Annotated in this window: 13 protein-coding genes; 1 reads left to right on the top strand and 12 read right to left on the bottom strand. The window is 71.7% G+C overall.

Going from position 1 to position 14,489, the window contains the following annotated elements; all coding sequences use genetic code 11:
- Positions 1 to 134: 134 nt before the first annotated feature.
- The 5 genes from ACFWR9_RS26410 to ACFWR9_RS26390 form a co-directional block, all read right to left on the bottom strand.
- Entirely contained in the window at positions 135 to 2,174 is a 2,040-nt protein-coding gene (locus ACFWR9_RS26410; RefSeq protein WP_383846367.1) for an RICIN domain-containing protein, read from the bottom strand.
- Between the two features lie 112 nt (positions 2,175 to 2,286).
- Positions 2,287 to 4,332 carry a beta-galactosidase gene (locus ACFWR9_RS26405; protein WP_383846366.1) on the bottom strand — a complete coding sequence of 682 codons (2,046 nt, stop codon included), beginning with the start codon at positions 4,330 to 4,332 and terminating at the stop codon, positions 2,287 to 2,289.
- A gap of 38 nt (positions 4,333 to 4,370) precedes the next feature.
- Positions 4,371 to 5,714, bottom strand: a complete 1,344-nt coding sequence (locus ACFWR9_RS26400) for an extracellular solute-binding protein (protein WP_383846365.1) — start codon at positions 5,712 to 5,714, stop codon at positions 4,371 to 4,373.
- A 73-nt stretch (positions 5,715 to 5,787) separates the two neighbouring features.
- A complete protein-coding gene (locus ACFWR9_RS26395) occupies positions 5,788 to 6,738 on the bottom strand; it encodes a carbohydrate ABC transporter permease (protein ID WP_383846364.1) in 951 nt (316 codons plus the stop codon).
- A gap of 7 nt (positions 6,739 to 6,745) precedes the next feature.
- Positions 6,746 to 7,675 (bottom strand): carbohydrate ABC transporter permease, encoded by a 930-nt coding sequence (locus ACFWR9_RS26390; protein ID WP_383846363.1) that lies wholly within the window; start codon positions 7,673 to 7,675, stop codon positions 6,746 to 6,748.
- 290 nt (positions 7,676 to 7,965) lie between these two features.
- Here ACFWR9_RS26390 and ACFWR9_RS26385 point away from each other — a divergent pair, with 290 nt between their 5' ends.
- Positions 7,966 to 8,952: a LacI family DNA-binding transcriptional regulator gene (locus ACFWR9_RS26385; RefSeq protein WP_383846394.1), complete on the top strand. Its 987-nt coding sequence runs from the start codon at positions 7,966 to 7,968 to the stop codon at positions 8,950 to 8,952.
- A gap of 24 nt (positions 8,953 to 8,976) precedes the next feature.
- Here the strand turns inward: ACFWR9_RS26385 and ACFWR9_RS26380 are convergent, their stop codons facing one another.
- The 7 genes from ACFWR9_RS26380 to ACFWR9_RS26350 form a co-directional block, all read right to left on the bottom strand.
- Positions 8,977 to 9,780, bottom strand: coding sequence for a ribonuclease BN (locus ACFWR9_RS26380; protein ID WP_383846362.1), 804 nt, complete (start codon positions 9,778 to 9,780; stop codon positions 8,977 to 8,979).
- Between the two features lie 154 nt (positions 9,781 to 9,934).
- Complete coding sequence (locus ACFWR9_RS26375) at positions 9,935 to 10,336, bottom strand: hypothetical protein (protein ID WP_383846361.1); 402 nt, start codon at positions 10,334 to 10,336, stop codon at positions 9,935 to 9,937.
- Between the two features lie 158 nt (positions 10,337 to 10,494).
- Positions 10,495 to 11,718, bottom strand: coding sequence for a cytochrome P450 (locus ACFWR9_RS26370; RefSeq protein WP_383846360.1), 1,224 nt, complete (start codon positions 11,716 to 11,718; stop codon positions 10,495 to 10,497).
- On the bottom strand, positions 11,715 to 12,947 hold the full coding sequence (locus ACFWR9_RS26365; RefSeq protein WP_383846359.1) for a cytochrome P450: 1,233 nt from the start codon (positions 12,945 to 12,947) through the stop codon (positions 11,715 to 11,717). Before ACFWR9_RS26365 ends, ACFWR9_RS26370 begins: the two co-directional genes overlap by 4 nt.
- Positions 12,944 to 13,561, bottom strand: coding sequence for an ATP/GTP-binding protein (locus ACFWR9_RS26360; protein ID WP_383846358.1), 618 nt, complete (start codon positions 13,559 to 13,561; stop codon positions 12,944 to 12,946). Before ACFWR9_RS26360 ends, ACFWR9_RS26365 begins: the two co-directional genes overlap by 4 nt.
- Entirely contained in the window at positions 13,542 to 13,889 is a 348-nt protein-coding gene (locus ACFWR9_RS26355; RefSeq protein WP_383846357.1) for a DUF742 domain-containing protein, read from the bottom strand. Before ACFWR9_RS26355 ends, ACFWR9_RS26360 begins: the two co-directional genes overlap by 20 nt.
- Positions 13,886 to 14,293: a roadblock/LC7 domain-containing protein gene (locus ACFWR9_RS26350; protein WP_161325856.1), complete on the bottom strand. Its 408-nt coding sequence runs from the start codon at positions 14,291 to 14,293 to the stop codon at positions 13,886 to 13,888. The genes ACFWR9_RS26355 and ACFWR9_RS26350 overlap by 4 nt, the downstream gene beginning before the upstream one ends.
- Positions 14,294 to 14,489 lie beyond the last annotated feature (196 nt).

Genomic DNA, 14,489 nt, shown 5'->3' with positions numbered 1-14,489 from the left:
CTCTTTTGCCCCCCTCTCCCCCCCCCCCCGCCCCCCCCGCCCCCCCCCCCACGGCGGGAGTTGCCGATCAGACTGTGCCCAGGGTCATCGGCGGCAGGTGCGCCGTCACGACGCCGCCCGCGCCGAGAAAGGGATCAGCCGGCGGACACGTCCGTCACCGTCCAGCGCTGGTTGGCACCGGAGTTGGGCGGCCACGTGGTGACGTCCGCGCCCTCGTGGGTGGCCTGGCCGCCGACTTCGAGGAGGCGCCCGGTGGCCGCGTTGACCAGGGTCCAGGTGCCGTCACCGGTGGTCGACGTGATCCATTCGGCGGCCTCGTCGCGCTTGCCGGTGTCGGGCTCGGCCACCGGGACGTCGTCGCGTACGGCCAGCCGCGTGCCGTCCTCGGGGTTGGTGAAGACGTGGCGGTCGCGGACGCCGCTGTCGTGGCGCACCGCGCTCAGCCGCCACTGCTGGGCGCTCGTGCCGGCCTCGGTGCCGAGGACCAGGTTGGTGCCGTTGTCCGCGACGGTGACGGCCTTGCCGCTCTGCACGCCGGTCAGCGTGTAGGTGCGGCCCTTGCGCAACGGGGCCGCGTCCTTCGCTGTGCCGGAGACGCCCTTGATCTCGAAGGAGGTCACGGACTGCGCGGGCACGGTGAAGGTGGCCGTACGATCGCCGACCCTGATCGGGGCCCGCTGTTCGAGCTTGCCGTCGGCGCTGGTCACGACCGGGGTGACGGTGGCCCCGCGGCTCACGTCCCGGAACTTCGACAGGTCGAGGGTGACGGTGCGGGCCTCGGTGGTGCGGTTGACGTGGACGAGCGAGGCGCTCTTGCCGTCACGCCCGACCGCGGCGGCGCTGGAGGTGTCGTCCGTGCCGATCAGCCGGTCGCCGGGCTTGATGAAGTGGGTGAAGTTGCGGGCCGTGTCGAATTTGGTGTTGGTCCGGATCGGGCAGGTCTCCAGGGTGTCCTCGGCGGTGCAGCCGAACGGGAGCTGGATACTGCCCCAGTTGCCGCCCTTCGCGGACTCGCCGCCGGGCTTCATGTTGTCGTAGTCCTCGACGGGCTGCCAGAACACCCAGGCACGGGGCTCCAGTTCGCGCAGGTCGTCGACGATCTGCTGGGCGAGTCCGAGACCGGGCCGCATGTCCTCGAAGTCCTGGCCGTCGCCCCAGTCGCCGCCCACCTCGCTCATCCACAGCGGCTTGTCCGCCGCCTTGGCGAGGTCGCGCACGGTGGTGCGCTGCCCGGTGCCGTAGGTGTGGACGTTCATCTGCCCGACCAGGTCGCGGTCGGCTTCGGAGTAGGCGCTCCAGTTCCGGGCGAAGATGCCGGGGTTGGTCTCGTCCATCGCGGAGATGTCCGCGCCGACCCTCGCCTTCTTCAGCGCCGGGGCGAGGGCCCGGAGGACCTTGCGCTGCAGCTCGGGCCCCATGTGGGCGCCTTCCTGCCGGCCGCCGACGGGTTCGCCGTCCGCGCCCAGCTGTGTTCCCCAATAGGGGGTGTTGGGCTCGTTGAACGGGTCCACGGTGTCGACCCGGATGCCCTCGGCCCTCTCCAGCCGCCGGGTCGCCCCGGCCACGTAGGCGGCGAAGTCGTCGACCGACTCGGTCCTGAGCTGGTCGGCGGAGGAGTCGAAGCCGCCGGAGACGTAGCCGCTGACGGTCATGAACCAGGGCGGGGAGTTGCTGAAGGTCTCCCAGTGGTCGATGTCGTCCTTGACGCGCTCGACCCACCAGCGCTGGGTGGCGTCGGCGTCCTCGTTCCAGTCGGCCGGGTCGCCGGCGCTCCACCAGTCGGTGTCCTCGCGGGTGGTGCCCGCGGGCGCCTTCCACCAGCCCTCGACCGCGCCGCCGGCCCGCAGGTAGTCCCGCACGTCCGGCGCGTTGCCGCCGCCGATGTTGTAGCGGGCGATGTTCAGCCCGAGGCCGTCGTCGTCGAACAGGAGCCGGGCCAGCTTCTCGCGGATCTCCGGCGGGTAGTCGCCGGTCGCGTTGGCGAACCAGACCAGGCTGGTGCCCCAGCCCTCGAACCTCTCCTGCCGGTACGACGGGTCGGGCCGCACGGTCACGGAGGCGGCGGGCGCGGCCGGTTCGGCCTGGGCGGGAACGCCGATCAGGGCGGCCCCCGTGGCCAGGGCGGTCAGGACGGCGGTCCCGATGAGGCGTCTGTTGCGGGTACGGCGTGCCATCGTGTGCTCCCAACTGGAGGGTGTGGTCGCTGCGGTGGCCCCGGAGCGGGTGCGTGCCGCTCCGGGGAGTCGCGGGATGGTGCGGGTGCGAGCCGTGTCGTGCCGGTGCGGCTCAGTCGGTGGACGTGCGCAGGACGGCGACGTCCCTGGGTGCCAGGACGAGGGAGCCTCCGCTGCCGGAGTCACCCACCAGGACCTCTCCGGCGAGTCCGGGGACGGTCACCGCCGCGTCGGTCCGGTTGACCAGGAACAGGAACCGGCCGCCGGGGCCGCGCCGCACGGTGGCCTCGACCGATCCGCGCACCTCGGCGGGCAGTTCGCTCGCGACACCGGCCGGCTCCAGCAGCCGCGGCAGCAGTGCGGCGAGCCCGGTCGTGCCGAGCCGGGTGGACACGTAGGCGGCCGAACCGCCCCCGGTGGGGCGCCGGGTGACGGCCGGGCGGCCCGCGTGCGTGCCGGTGCGGTAGCGGACCAGGACCTCGGTGTCCGGCGCGGTCACGGTGATCTGGTCGGTCCACAGGTCGCCGGTGCTCGCGTCGTCCAGCTCCACGCCCTGCCCGGCGGGCAGCGGGCCGAACTCCTCGACGCGGATGCCGAGCAGGTCCCGCAGGGCGCCCGGGTAGCCGCCGAGCCAGACGTGGTCGTTCTCGTCGACGACACCGGAGAAGTACGTGGTGACCAGGTGCCCGCCCTGCTCGGCGTACCGGGTGAGGTCCTTGGCCGTCCCGGCCGGGACCATGTGCAGCACCGGTGCGATCAGCACCCGGTGGCGGCTCAGGTCGGCGCCGGTGGTGACGACGTCGGCGCGGACGCCGAGGGAGAGCAGCGCCGAGTACCAGTCGAGCGCCTCCCGGTGGTAGTCGAGCAGGGAGGTGGGGTGCGAGTCCTGCTCGCTCGCCCACCAGGACTCCCAGTCGAAGAGGATGCCGACCTCCGCGGGCTCCCGCTCGCTCCCGGCGACCGGCGCGAGCGCCCCCAGCGTGTCGCCCAGCTCCGTGACCGCGCGGAAGACGTCACTGTCCGGGCCGGCGTGCGGGACCATCGCCGAGTGGTACTTCTCGGCGCCCGCCGCCGACTGGCGCCACTGGAAGAAGCAGACCGCGTCGGCGCCGTGCGCCACGTGCGTCAGTGAGTCCCGGGCCAGTTCGCCCGGCCGCTTGGCCAGGTTGACGGGCTGCCAGTTCACCGCGCTGGTGGAGTGCTCCATCAGGAACCAGGGCCGGCCGCCCGCGATGCCGCTGGTGAGGTTCGCCGAGAACGACAGCTCGTCGCGCTCGCGCCCGCTCGGCACCACGTAGTGGTCGTTGGCGACGAAGTCGACCTCGGCGGCCCAGTCCGCGTAGTTCATGCCCTTGGTGCCGGGCATCACCATGAAGTTGGTGGTCACGGGGACGCCGGGGGTCAGTTCCCGCAGGAGGTCGCGCTCCGCGCGCAGGTGGTCCTTGAGCGCGTCCGAGGAGAACCGCTTGAAGTCCAGCTGCTGGGTCGGGTTGGGGTGCGAGGCGGCCAGCCGCGGCGGCAGGACCTGCTCCCAGTCGCTGTAGCGCTGCGACCAGAACGCCGTGCCCCAGGCGTGGTTGAGCGCGTCCGGCGTGCCGTACCGGGCGCGCAGCCAGTCCCGGAAGGCACGGGTCGCGTCGTCCGAGTAGTCGTACACGTTGTGGCAGCCCAGCTCGTTGTTGACGTGCCAGGCGACCAGCGCCGGGTGGCCGGCGTAGCGGGTCGCCATCTCCCGGACCAGGCGCAGGGCGTGCTCACGGAAGACGGGCGAGGTCGGACGCCAGTGCTGGCGCGCGCCCGGCGACAGCGTCTCGCCCCGGTCGGTCACCGGGAGGATCTCCGGGTGCGCGGTGGTCAGCCAGGGCGGCGGGGAGGCGGTGGCGGTGGCCAGGTCGACGCCCACGCCGTGCTCGTGCAGCAGGTCCATGACGTCGTCGAGCCAGCCGAAGTCCCAGGTGTCGGGGCCCGGCTGGATGCGGGCCCAGGAGAAGATGCCGAGCGACACGATGGTGACGCCGGCCTCGCGCATCAGCCGTACGTCCTCCTCCCACACCTCCCGGGGCCACTGCTCGGGGTTGTAGTCGGCGCCGAAGGCGAGCCGGGGGGTGGGGGCACCGTCCGGCCCGCGGTGGAGGCGGGACGCGAGGGTGGAGATCATGGCGGTCCTTCCGGTGTGGTGCGTGCGGTGCCGGGGGGCTACTTCTCGACGGTGAAGCCCTGCTCGTCGCCGTACTTGACGGAGGCCTCCTGCCAGGACTTCAGCCCCTCGGCGAGCGTGGTGCCGGAGACGTAGGCCTTGCCGGCGGTGTCGTTGAAGACCGAGTTCGCGTACACCTGGTAGGGCAGGTACGACCAGTCGTCGGCGACGTTCGTGGCCGACTCGGCGAAGATCTTGTTGGCCCTCTGGCCGCCGAAGTAGGGGAACGCGGTGTCCTGGAACGCGGCGGACCGCAGCTCAGCGGTGGTGGCCGGGAAGGCGCCGTTCTCCACGCGGGTCCCCACGCCGTCGCCCGCGTTCGCGTACTCGACGAAGGCGTACGCCAGCGCCTCGTTCCTGCCGAGTTCCGGCAGCGCGAGGGCGCTGCCGCCGTTCTCCGCGCTCGCCTTCCCGCCCGCGGTCCACTGCGGCAGCGGTGCGGCGCGCCAGTCGCCGGCCGCCTCCTTCACGCCGGAGGCGAGGTTGGCGGGCATCCAGGCGCCCGTGGCCAGGGTCGCGATGGTGCCGTCGCCGAGGCCCTTGTACCACTCGTCGGTCCAGGAGGTGACGGGGGCGAGGAGCTTCTCGTCGATCAGCTTCTGCCAGGTGTCGGTGTACGTCCTGGCGCCCCGGTCGGAGAAGTCGATCTTCACCTCGGTGCCGTTCACCGTGTAGGGACGCGAACCGGCCTGCCAGAGCATGCTGGTGGTGAGCCCGGCGTCGCCGGTGTCTGCGGTGATGTACGCCTTCGGGTCGGCCTTGTGCAGCTCGCGCGCGGCGTCCAGGTACCCGGCCCAGGTGGTGGGCACCTCGATGCCGTACTTGTCGAAGACCTTCTTGTTGTAGAAGAGCGCCATCGGGCCGGAGTCCATGGGCAGCGCCCAGATGCCGTCCGAGCCGGCCCTCACCCCGTTCCAGGGTCCGGGGGAGAACTTGGCGGAGAGCTTGTCGGCGCCGAACGCCGTGAGGTCGGTGAGCTGCTTGGTCAGGGCGTACTGGCCCATCGCGTAGTACTCGACCTGGGCGACGTCCGGGACGCCCTTCTTCGCCGACACGGCGTTCTGGAGAGCGGTGTACTGGTCGTTGTTGGTGCCGGCGTTGACGAGGTTCACCTTGACGCCCGGGTACTTCTTCTCGAAGTCCGTGGCCACCTTCTCGAGCGTGGGCTCCCACGCCCAGACGGTGATCGTGCCGCCCTTCTTCAGGGCCGCTCGGACGTCGTCCTGGGAGACCGGCTTCCGGCTCGATCCCCCGTCGTCGGAGTCGCCGCAGGCGGTCGCCGCCAGGGCGAGGGCGCAGACGAGACCTATACCGCTCAGCAGGCGGCGCGAGTGCTTGGGCATGGGTGTGCTTCCACTTCTTCGTGGCCGTGACCGGCACCGTTGAGGGTTGGAGGGGAGGACGGGCGCGTGGGGGTCATTCCTTGACGCTTCCGGCGGCCAGGCCGGACTGCCAGTACCGCTGGAGCAGCAGGAACGCCGCGATCAGCGGGAGGATCGTGATCAGCGACCCGGTGACGACCAGGTTGAAGACGGCCTCGCCACCGGCGGTCGCGGCCTGGGCGTTCCAGCTGTTCAGGCCCAGGGTCAGCGGATACCAGTCGGGGTCCTTGAGCATGACCAGCGGCAGGAAGTAGTTGTTCCAGGTCGCGACCATGGTGAACAGCAGGACGGTGACGACGCCCGGCGCCAGGAGCGGCAGCGCGACCCGGAAGAAGGTGCGCACCTCGCCGGCGCCGTCGATCCGGGCGGCCTCCATCAGTTCGGTGGGGATCGCCTCGGTCGTGAAGACCCACATCAGATAGAGACCGAACGGCGAGATCAGGGACGGGATGATCACCGCCCAGGGGGTGTTGGTGAGCCCCATCTCGCTGAACATCAGGAAGGTCGGCACCGCCAGAGCGGTACCCGGTACGGCCACCGCGCCGATGACGACGGCGAACACCGCGCGCCGGCCGGGGAAGCGGAACTTGGCGAGCGCGTAGCCGCCGAGCACGGCGAGGAGGGTGGCGCCGCCCGCGCCAAGACCCACGTACAGCAGGGTGTTGAGCAGCCAGCGGACGAAGACACCGTCGTCGTAGGTGAACGTCTCGCCGATGTTGTCCCAGAGCGCGAAGTCGCCGTCGAACCACAGGCCGAACGAACGCGACAGCCCCTCCTGGGTCTTGGTGGCGCCGACGGCCAGCCAGACCAGCGGCACCAGGCTGTACAGCAGCACGAGACCGGTGAGCACGGTCAGCAGGACGCTGCGCCGGGGCTTGTCGGGGGAGTGCCGGCGCCGGGACGTACGCAGCCGGGGCACGGAGCCGGACGGGCCGGACGACACGCGCGCGGAACGGTCGAGGGCGGTGGCGGCAGGACCGGTCATCGCCGGATCACACTCCCTTGCGCATGCCGCGCAGCTGGACGACGTAGGCGATGGCCACGGTGATCAGCCCCATCACGATGGCGACCGTCGCGGAGTAGTTGTGCTGCTGTCCGTTGAAGGAGAGCGCGTAGGTGTAGGAGTTCGGCGTGTAGTCGGTGGTGATGGCGTTGGGGGCCAGCGGCTGGAGGATGCTGGGCTCGTTGAAGAGCTGGAAGCTGCCGATGACGGAGAAGATCGTGGCGATCACCAGGGCGCCGCGGATCGCCGGGAGCTTGATGGCGGTGATCACGCGGATCTGCCCCGCCCCGTCGATCTGGGCGGCCTCGTACAGCGAGTGCGGGACGACCCGCAGGGCCGCGTAGAAGATCAGCATGTTGTAGCCGACGAACTCCCAGGTCACGATATTGCCGATGGAGGCGAGCACCAGATCGGGGGAGAGCGGGTCGGGCAGCGAGACGCCCAGCGCCCCGTTGATGTCACCGACCAGGCCGAAGCGGGTGCCGTACATGAAGCCCCACATCAGGGTGGCCACCACGGCGGGCACGGCGTACGGCAGGAAGATCGAGACGCGGAAGAAGTCCCGGCCGTAGAGGCGCCCGCTGTCCAGCGCCAGCGCCACCAGCAGCGCGATGCCCAGCATGATCGGCACCTGCACGGCGAGGAAGAGCGAGACCCGGCCGAGCGAGGCCCAGAACCGGTCGTCCGTCAGCGCCTGACCGTAGTTGTCCAGACCGACGAAGGTGGTCCCGCCGATGAGCTGGTCGCGGAAGAGGCTGAGGTGGACGGAGTAGGCGATCGGCGCGAGGAACACCAGGGCGAACACGGCCACGAAGGGACCGAGGAACCCCCACCCCGTCCAGGAGCGCCGGTCGCGCCGCGCCGCCGGGGGCGGGGCGGGCCGCGGCTCGGCGATGGCCGGCGGTTGCAGCGTCGTCATGTCGGTCCTCGCTCGTCCACGTCCGGGAGTCTCAGCGTGTTTGCGTAAACATCGAGTGGCGCGGAAAGAGGTCCGGCCGGAGGATTGCTGTTATGTTTACGTAAACATTCGATGGCGGCATGTCTACACTGCCCCGAGGACGACGGTCAAGGGTCCTTCGGGGCGGGACCGGAAGAGGTGCGGAGAGGTGGCGGACGGCAGTGGACACCGCTGAGGGAGTCGCGGACGCGAGGGACGCCGGGAACACGGCCCCGCGGCGGCGGCGCGGCGGCCGGGTGCCGACGGCGTCCATGGCGGACGTGGCCCGGCTGGCGGGGGTCTCCTCGCAGACCGTCTCCCGCGTCTCCAACGGCTACGCCGGAGTGACCGAGGAGACCCGGCGGCAGGTGCTGGCGGCCATGAAGGAGCTGGGGTACCGGCCCAACAGTGCGGCCCGGGCCCTCAAGCGAGGCGAGTTCCGCACCATCGGCGTCATCACCTTCACGCTGGCCACCACGGGCAACGTGCGCACCCTGGAGGCCATCGCCACCTCCGCGGCGAGCGAGGGGTACGCGGTGACGCTGCTGCCCGTCGCCGTCCCCACCCAGGACGAGGTGCGGGGCGCGTTCTCGCGGCTGGAGGAGCTGGCAGTCGACGCCGTGATCGTCATCATGGAGGTGCACCTCCTGGACGCGGCGAGCCTCACACTGCCGCCCCACGTCCAGGTCGTCGTGGTCGACTCCGACGCGGGCGACCACTACACGGTCGTCGACACCGACCAGGCCGGCGGCTCCCGCACCGCCGTGCGCCACCTGCTGGACCTCGGGCACGACACGGTGTGGCACCTGGGCGGCCCCGAGGGCTCCTTCGCCGCGCAGCGCCGGACCGACGCCTGGCGGCACACGCTCACCGAGGCAGGCCGCACCGTGCCGCCGCTCGTCCGGGGCGACTGGTCGGCGGAGTCCGGGTACCGGGCCGGTCTGGAGCTGGCCGCCCGCCGGGAGTGCACGGCCGTCTTCGCGGCCAACGACCAGATGGCCCTCGGCCTGATGCGGGCCCTGCACGAACACGGCCGCAGCGTTCCGCGGGACGTCAGCGTCATCGGCTTCGACGACATCGCCGAGGCCGGCTCCTTCCTGCCCCCGCTGACCACCGTCCACCAGGACTTCGCCGAGGTGGGGCGGCTCTGCGTGCAGGCCGTGCTCCGCAAGATGCGCGAGGCCGTCCCGGAGCGGGGCACGACGCTGGTACCGACCCGTCTGGTGACCCGCGCGAGCACGGCGGCACCGCCGCGGTAGCCGCGCTCGCTCACCCGCGCGGGGTCAGTCCGGTTGCCGGTCGATGTTGCGGGTCCACCAGTGGTGCTCGCAGAACCAGTGCCCGACCATCGCGCCCCCGAAGACGACGAACCCCACCCCGATCAGCCAGGACTCCACCACCAGCACGATGCCGACCGTGCCGTAGCTGATCGCGTTGTCGAGGATGAGCGGTGTGAAGAACAGGTACGAGAACACCCGCAGGCCGATCAGGCCCACCATGGTTGCCAGCGCCCCGGGCAGCAGGTCCCGCCAGCGCACCTGGCAGCCCAGCAGGAAGTGCTGGCCCCACCAGAAGAACAGCACGCCGACGGCGGTGGACAGCGCGATCCGGGCCGTCCCGTGCAGGGCGGTCCGCGTCTGCACCTCCTGGTAGAGGTACGCGGTCAGCGCGACCACCCAGGTCGCCTGGCGCCAGACGCGGTGCCACGGGCCGGAGGGCAGTTCCCAGATGCGTTCGTAGCCGTTCTGGACGCTCGCCGCGAAGGACACGCCGAAGACGGCGAGCAGGACGCCACCCCACACGCTCGTGGTGCCGACGACCTTGGTGGGCGGGCTGATGATGTCGGTCAGCACCCGGGCGGACCGGCCCGACAGCCCCATACCGTCCGCCAGCCAGGACGCGAAGCCGCCGCGTCCCAGCGGATCGGCGGCGGCCACCACGATCAGCAGCGGCGCCAGCGTGACCAGGGCGAGCGTGGCGAAGCCCATCGCCCTGTGCATCAGTTCCAGGTCCCGGCCGCGCCGGACGAGGGAGGACGCGGCCAGCCGGTCCCACACACGGTGGAACGGCCGCCACAACCGGTTCACGGGTGCTCCTCGGGCGTCCTTTCGATGGCTCGCCGACGGGGAACTGAGTGACCCCGGGGGCGTCCGGGCAAACGTCGGGCCACCCGGACGGCCCTGGACGCACGGGACGCACGGGACGCACGGGACGCACGGGACGCACGGGACAGGGCCGGTATCAGGGGTCCGTGCCCTGCTGCTCACGCAGCCGTTCGTTGTGCCAGGCGATGGCGGCGCGTATCTGCGGCTCCTGGAGGCCGGTCCGGCAGCCGAGCTGGTCCATGGAGAGCGCCGGCGTGCCCTTGGTGAGGGCGCGGGTGAGCTTGGCCGCCCACAGTTCCTCCTCCACGAAGGGCCGGTGCGTGTACCCCTTCTTGATCACGTCGAAGTGGTCGTCCGAGCACGCGGTGATGAGCCGCAGCCCGTCGAACCGTTCATGGGCGGTGTGCACCGCGGAGGAGTCCGGCACATAGCCGGTCACGGACTCGTCCTGGGGGAAGACCTTGGCGCACAGGTCGCACAGCTCCATCGGGACCGGCCGCGGGGTCCGGCGGTCCTTCCTGCCCTTGCGCTTCCACATGGCGACTCCCGGGGTGCCACACAGCAGTGTCGACGCCGGTTGCCGGAACGGGACCGGCGTCCGGAATGTCGGAGTTGCCCGCGGGGCGGGAAGCAAACGCCCCGCGGGTGGGCGACCGGGCGGTGGCCGGGCCGCGGCTGTCTCGCGGCCCGGATGCGTCAAGCCAGCTTGACCGGCAGTTCGAACAGGTCGTTCTGCGTGACCACCGGCTTGTTGCGCAGCTCCGCGGCGGGCACCGCGAGGTCAAGATCCGGGAAGCGGGCGTAGAGGGCGGGGAGCGCCACGCCGGCCTCCAGCCGGGACAGGGCGGCGCCCGGGCACACGTGCGGGCCGTGGCCGAACGAGATGTGCCGGTTCCCCGGCGTGCGGGTGATGTCGAACGCCTCGGCCGTCGCACCGTGCGCCCGCTCGTCCCGGCCCAGCGCGCCGTACGACACGATCAGCGCGTCCCCCGCGGGGATCACCCGGCCGCCGACCGGCACGTCCTCGGTCGCGAAGCGGATCAGGACGTGCGAGGTCGGGGTGGACCAGCGCAGCGTCTCCTCGATCACCGCCGACCAGTCCGCCTTCCCGGAGAGCACCAGGTCCCGCTGCTCGGGATGCGTGGACAGGTTGACCACGGAGTTCACGATCAGCGAGATCGTGGTCTCGTGGCCGGCGGCGACCATCAGCTGGAGCGTGGAGACGATCTCCTCGTCGGTGAGGTGGTCGCCGTTCTCGGACGCCTGGATCAGCGCGCTGGTCAGGTCGTCGCCGGGCGCGGCCCGCTTCGCGGCGACCGTCTCCGCCATGATCGAGGCCAGCTCGGTGAGGGTCGCGAGGACCTCCTGAGGCGGTGTCTGCGTGGAGAAGAACTTCTCGAACAGCACCTTGAGGCGCGGCAGGCGCGCCTCCTCGATGCCCATCAGGTCGGCGACGACGTACATGGGCAGCGGGTAGGCGAAGACGGACTTGAGGTCGACCACGCCGCCGTCCGCGGGCAGCTCGTCGAGCAGCCGGCCGGTCAGCTCCGTGATCCGCTCCCGCATGTGCTCGACCCGGCGCACCGTGAGCGCCTGCGCCACGAGCATCCGCAGCCGCCGGTGCTCGGCGCCGTCCACCGTGAGCATCGAACGGCCCGGATTGGCCAGCCCGATCAGCGGCCAGTCCGCGGGGATCTCGCCGCGCTGCCAGGCGCGCCACACGTTGATGTCCTTGACCAGTCGGGGGTCCGTGAGCAGGGACTTGGCCTCCGCGTGGTGCGTGACCGCCCAGACGGGGACGCCGCCCGGCAGCTCCACGGCGGCGAGCGGTCCGGCGGCGCGCAGCCGTGCGCCCTCGCCGTCCAGGTCGGTGACGAACGGATCCAGCGGTATCCGGGCTTCTTCGGTGCCGGTCGTCATGCTGACGTGCCTCCCAGGGCAGGGGTCGGGGTGAACCGCACGGGCAACTCGGTCAGCCCCCGCAGCCAGGGCGAGGGGCGACGGGTGAGGAACGCGGCGGGCACCGCCAGGTCGATGTCCGGCAGCCGGTCGAGGACGACCTCGATGCCCGTGCGCGCGATGACCTCGGCGACCTCCTGCGCGGGGAAGGGGCAGCGGTGCTCGCCGTGGCCGAAGGAGAAGTGCGCGTTGTTGCCGCCGGTGAGGGCGGAGCCGTCGGTGCGTACCTGCGGGTCGGAGTTGGCGCCCTGGAGGCCGAGCAGGACCAGATCGCCGGCGCGGATCCGGCGGTCGCCGAGCCGGGTGTCGCGGGAGGCCCAGCGGCCGGCCACGTTCTGCGTGGGGGTGTCCTCCCACAGCACCTCGTTCATGGCCTCGGCGACGCTGTTGCGGCCGCCGAACAGCGAGGCGGCGAAACGCTCGTCGGTCAGCATCAGGCGCAGCGAGTTGCCGATCCAGTCCGCCGTCGGCTGGTGGCCCGCGGCCATCATCACCATCAGGTCCTGGGCGACCTCCTCCTCGGTGAAGCCGCTCTTGTCGGACAGCATCCGGGAGGCGACGTCGTCGGCGGGCGCCGCCTTCCGGTCGGCGAGGAGCCGCGCCATCGACGTCCCGAGGTGCGTCTGGCCCGCGATGGCCCGCTCCCGGCCGTCGATCATGTCGTTGAGGGCGGTGACCAGCGCCGGTCCCTGCTCGTCGGAGAACCCGTACAGCCGGGCCAGGACCCGCACCGGCAGCAGCATGGCGTAGTCGGCGACCAGGTCGGCCTCGCCCTTGGCGCAGAGCCGGTCGACGAGTTCGTCGGCGAACCGCTCGGCGTGGCCGCGCAGGACGTGCGGGTCGACGGCCTCCAGCGCGTCGCTGATCATGGTGGCGCGCTCGCGGTGCCGCTCGCCGACCGTGTAGAGGATCGACGGCTGCCTGCGGCCGATCATCGGAAGCAGCGGCCAGTCGTCCGGGATGTTCTCCCACTGGTTCCACAACTCCGAGTCCCGGCTGAACAGCACCGGATCGCCGGTCACCTGGTGCAGCTCGCGGTAGCCCACCACCAGCCAGGCCGGGACGTCCCCGTCCAGCAGCACCGGGGTGACGGCACCGTGCTCGCGCCGCATCTGCCGGTACAGCAGCGCGGGTTCGGTCTGGAAGCGGGGGCCGCTGAGCGGTACGGCGTCGGTGGCGTCGGTGCTCACACGAACTCCTGTCGGGGCGGGGCTCCATGGCCGGCGTAACGGGTCCTCAGGTGCTCGACCAGCGCGATCAGTACCTGCTTGCTGGACTCGCGGGACCGGGCGTCGCAGAACACCAGCGGCACCCTCGGGTCCAGGTCCAGTGCCTCGCGGACCGCCTCGGGCGGGTGCTGTGGGCCGCCGAAGTCGTTGCAGGCGACGATGAACGGCGTCCCGTGGTGCTCCAGCCGGTCGATGGCGTACCAGGAGTCGTCGATGCGCCGGGTGTCGACGAGGACCACCGCGCCGAGCGTGCCGGAGAACAGCCGGTCCCACAGGAACCAGAACCGCTCCTGCCCGGGCGCGCCGAACAGGTACAGCACGTTGCGCGCGTCGAGGCTGATGCGGCCGAAGTCGAAGGCGACGGTCGTCGCGGTCTTGCCGCGCACCTCGCTGATGTCGTCGACCGCCTCGCCGGCCTGCGTCATCGTCTCCTCGGTGTTGAGGGGACGTATCTCGCTGACCGAGCGGACCATGGTCGTCTTGCCGACGCCGAATCCGCCCACGACCACGATCTTGAGGCCGTTGTCGGCGGACGCACCCAGGGGGGTGCGGGCGTCAGAGATTGCGGAGTCCAACGAGCACCTGCTCCAGGATGTCGGGATCGGGGACGGCTGCCGTGTACGGATGACGGGCGCTCACCCGGCCCGCGGCGTGCAGGTCGGAGAGCAGGATCTTGGTGATGCTCACGGGCAGCCGCAGTTCGGCGGCGATCTCCACGACGGCCGTGGGCGCCTGCGTCAGCCGCAGGATCGCCGAGTGCTCCGACTGCATGCCGCGCGTCGGCTCGCACTCCGCGACCACCAGGGTGACCAGGTCGAAGGGGTTGTCGGACGCCGACCGGCTGCGCCCCTGGGTGACCGTGTACAGGCGGTCGGGGGCGTCGTCCCTGCCGGGGCGGCTCATGACGTGCGGGGCTGCGCGGTGAGGTGCTCCCCCAGCTGCTCGATCAGCTCGCTCATGTTGTGCCCCACCAGCCCCGCGTCCGCGTCCTCCGCGGTGACCACGGCGAGGTGCGCGCCCTCTCCGGCCTCCACGATGAACAGGATCCCGCCGTAGAACTCGGTCATGGCCGAGCGCACCCCGCCGCTGCCGTCGCCGAACTCCACGGAGGCGCCCTGGGACAGCGACTGGATGCCGGCGGCGATCGCGGCCAGCTGGTCCGCCTGGTCGACGGAGAGTTCCGGGGTGCGGCACAGCTTGAGGCCGTCTCGGGAGAGCACGAGCGCGTGCCGCGCGCCCGGCGTGCGCTCCAGCAGGCCCTCGATGAGCCAGGTGAGCTTCTCGTCGGCGGTGGTCGAGCCGGTCATGAAGTGGTGTCGCCTTCCGGGTGCGCGTGCGCGTGCGCGTGCGAGTGGGACGGGTGGTCGGGGGTGGTCTCGTCCGGTGCGGGACGGGGTGCGGGGGGCTCCGCCGGGGCGGCGCCGCCCCGCGGGGAGTCGGCGCCCGGACGCGATGGGGTGTGGGGCGGGCTCCGTGGGCCCGGGTGGGCGGGGGGCCCAGCCG

The sequence above is a fragment of the Streptomyces sp. NPDC058534 genome, assembly GCF_042717365.1.
Classification (GTDB): Bacteria; Actinomycetota; Actinomycetes; order Streptomycetales; family Streptomycetaceae; genus Streptomyces.
Note: the sequence above shows the minus strand (reverse complement) of the source record. Positions and strands in the feature narration are given on the sequence as shown.

Coding starts and splice junctions, on each gene's coding strand:
- ACFWR9_RS26400 (WP_383846365.1), bottom strand. CDS start 5,714: ATGCCCAAGCACTCGCGCCGCCTGCTGAGCGGTATAGGTCTCGTCTGC.
- ACFWR9_RS26395 (WP_383846364.1), bottom strand. CDS start 6,738: ATGACCGGTCCTGCCGCCACCGCCCTCGACCGTTCCGCGCGCGTGTCG.
- ACFWR9_RS26410 (WP_383846367.1), bottom strand. CDS start 2,174: ATGGCACGCCGTACCCGCAACAGACGCCTCATCGGGACCGCCGTCCTG.
- ACFWR9_RS26405 (WP_383846366.1), bottom strand. CDS start 4,332: ATGATCTCCACCCTCGCGTCCCGCCTCCACCGCGGGCCGGACGGTGCC.
- ACFWR9_RS26385 (WP_383846394.1), top strand. CDS start 7,966: ATGGCGGACGTGGCCCGGCTGGCGGGGGTCTCCTCGCAGACCGTCTCC.
- ACFWR9_RS26355 (WP_383846357.1), bottom strand. CDS start 13,889: ATGAGCCGCCCCGGCAGGGACGACGCCCCCGACCGCCTGTACACGGTC.
- ACFWR9_RS26370 (WP_383846360.1), bottom strand. CDS start 11,718: ATGACGACCGGCACCGAAGAAGCCCGGATACCGCTGGATCCGTTCGTC.
- ACFWR9_RS26350 (WP_161325856.1), bottom strand. CDS start 14,293: ATGACCGGCTCGACCACCGCCGACGAGAAGCTCACCTGGCTCATCGAG.
- ACFWR9_RS26375 (WP_383846361.1), bottom strand. CDS start 10,336: ATGTGGAAGCGCAAGGGCAGGAAGGACCGCCGGACCCCGCGGCCGGTC.
- ACFWR9_RS26390 (WP_383846363.1), bottom strand. CDS start 7,675: ATGACGACGCTGCAACCGCCGGCCATCGCCGAGCCGCGGCCCGCCCCG.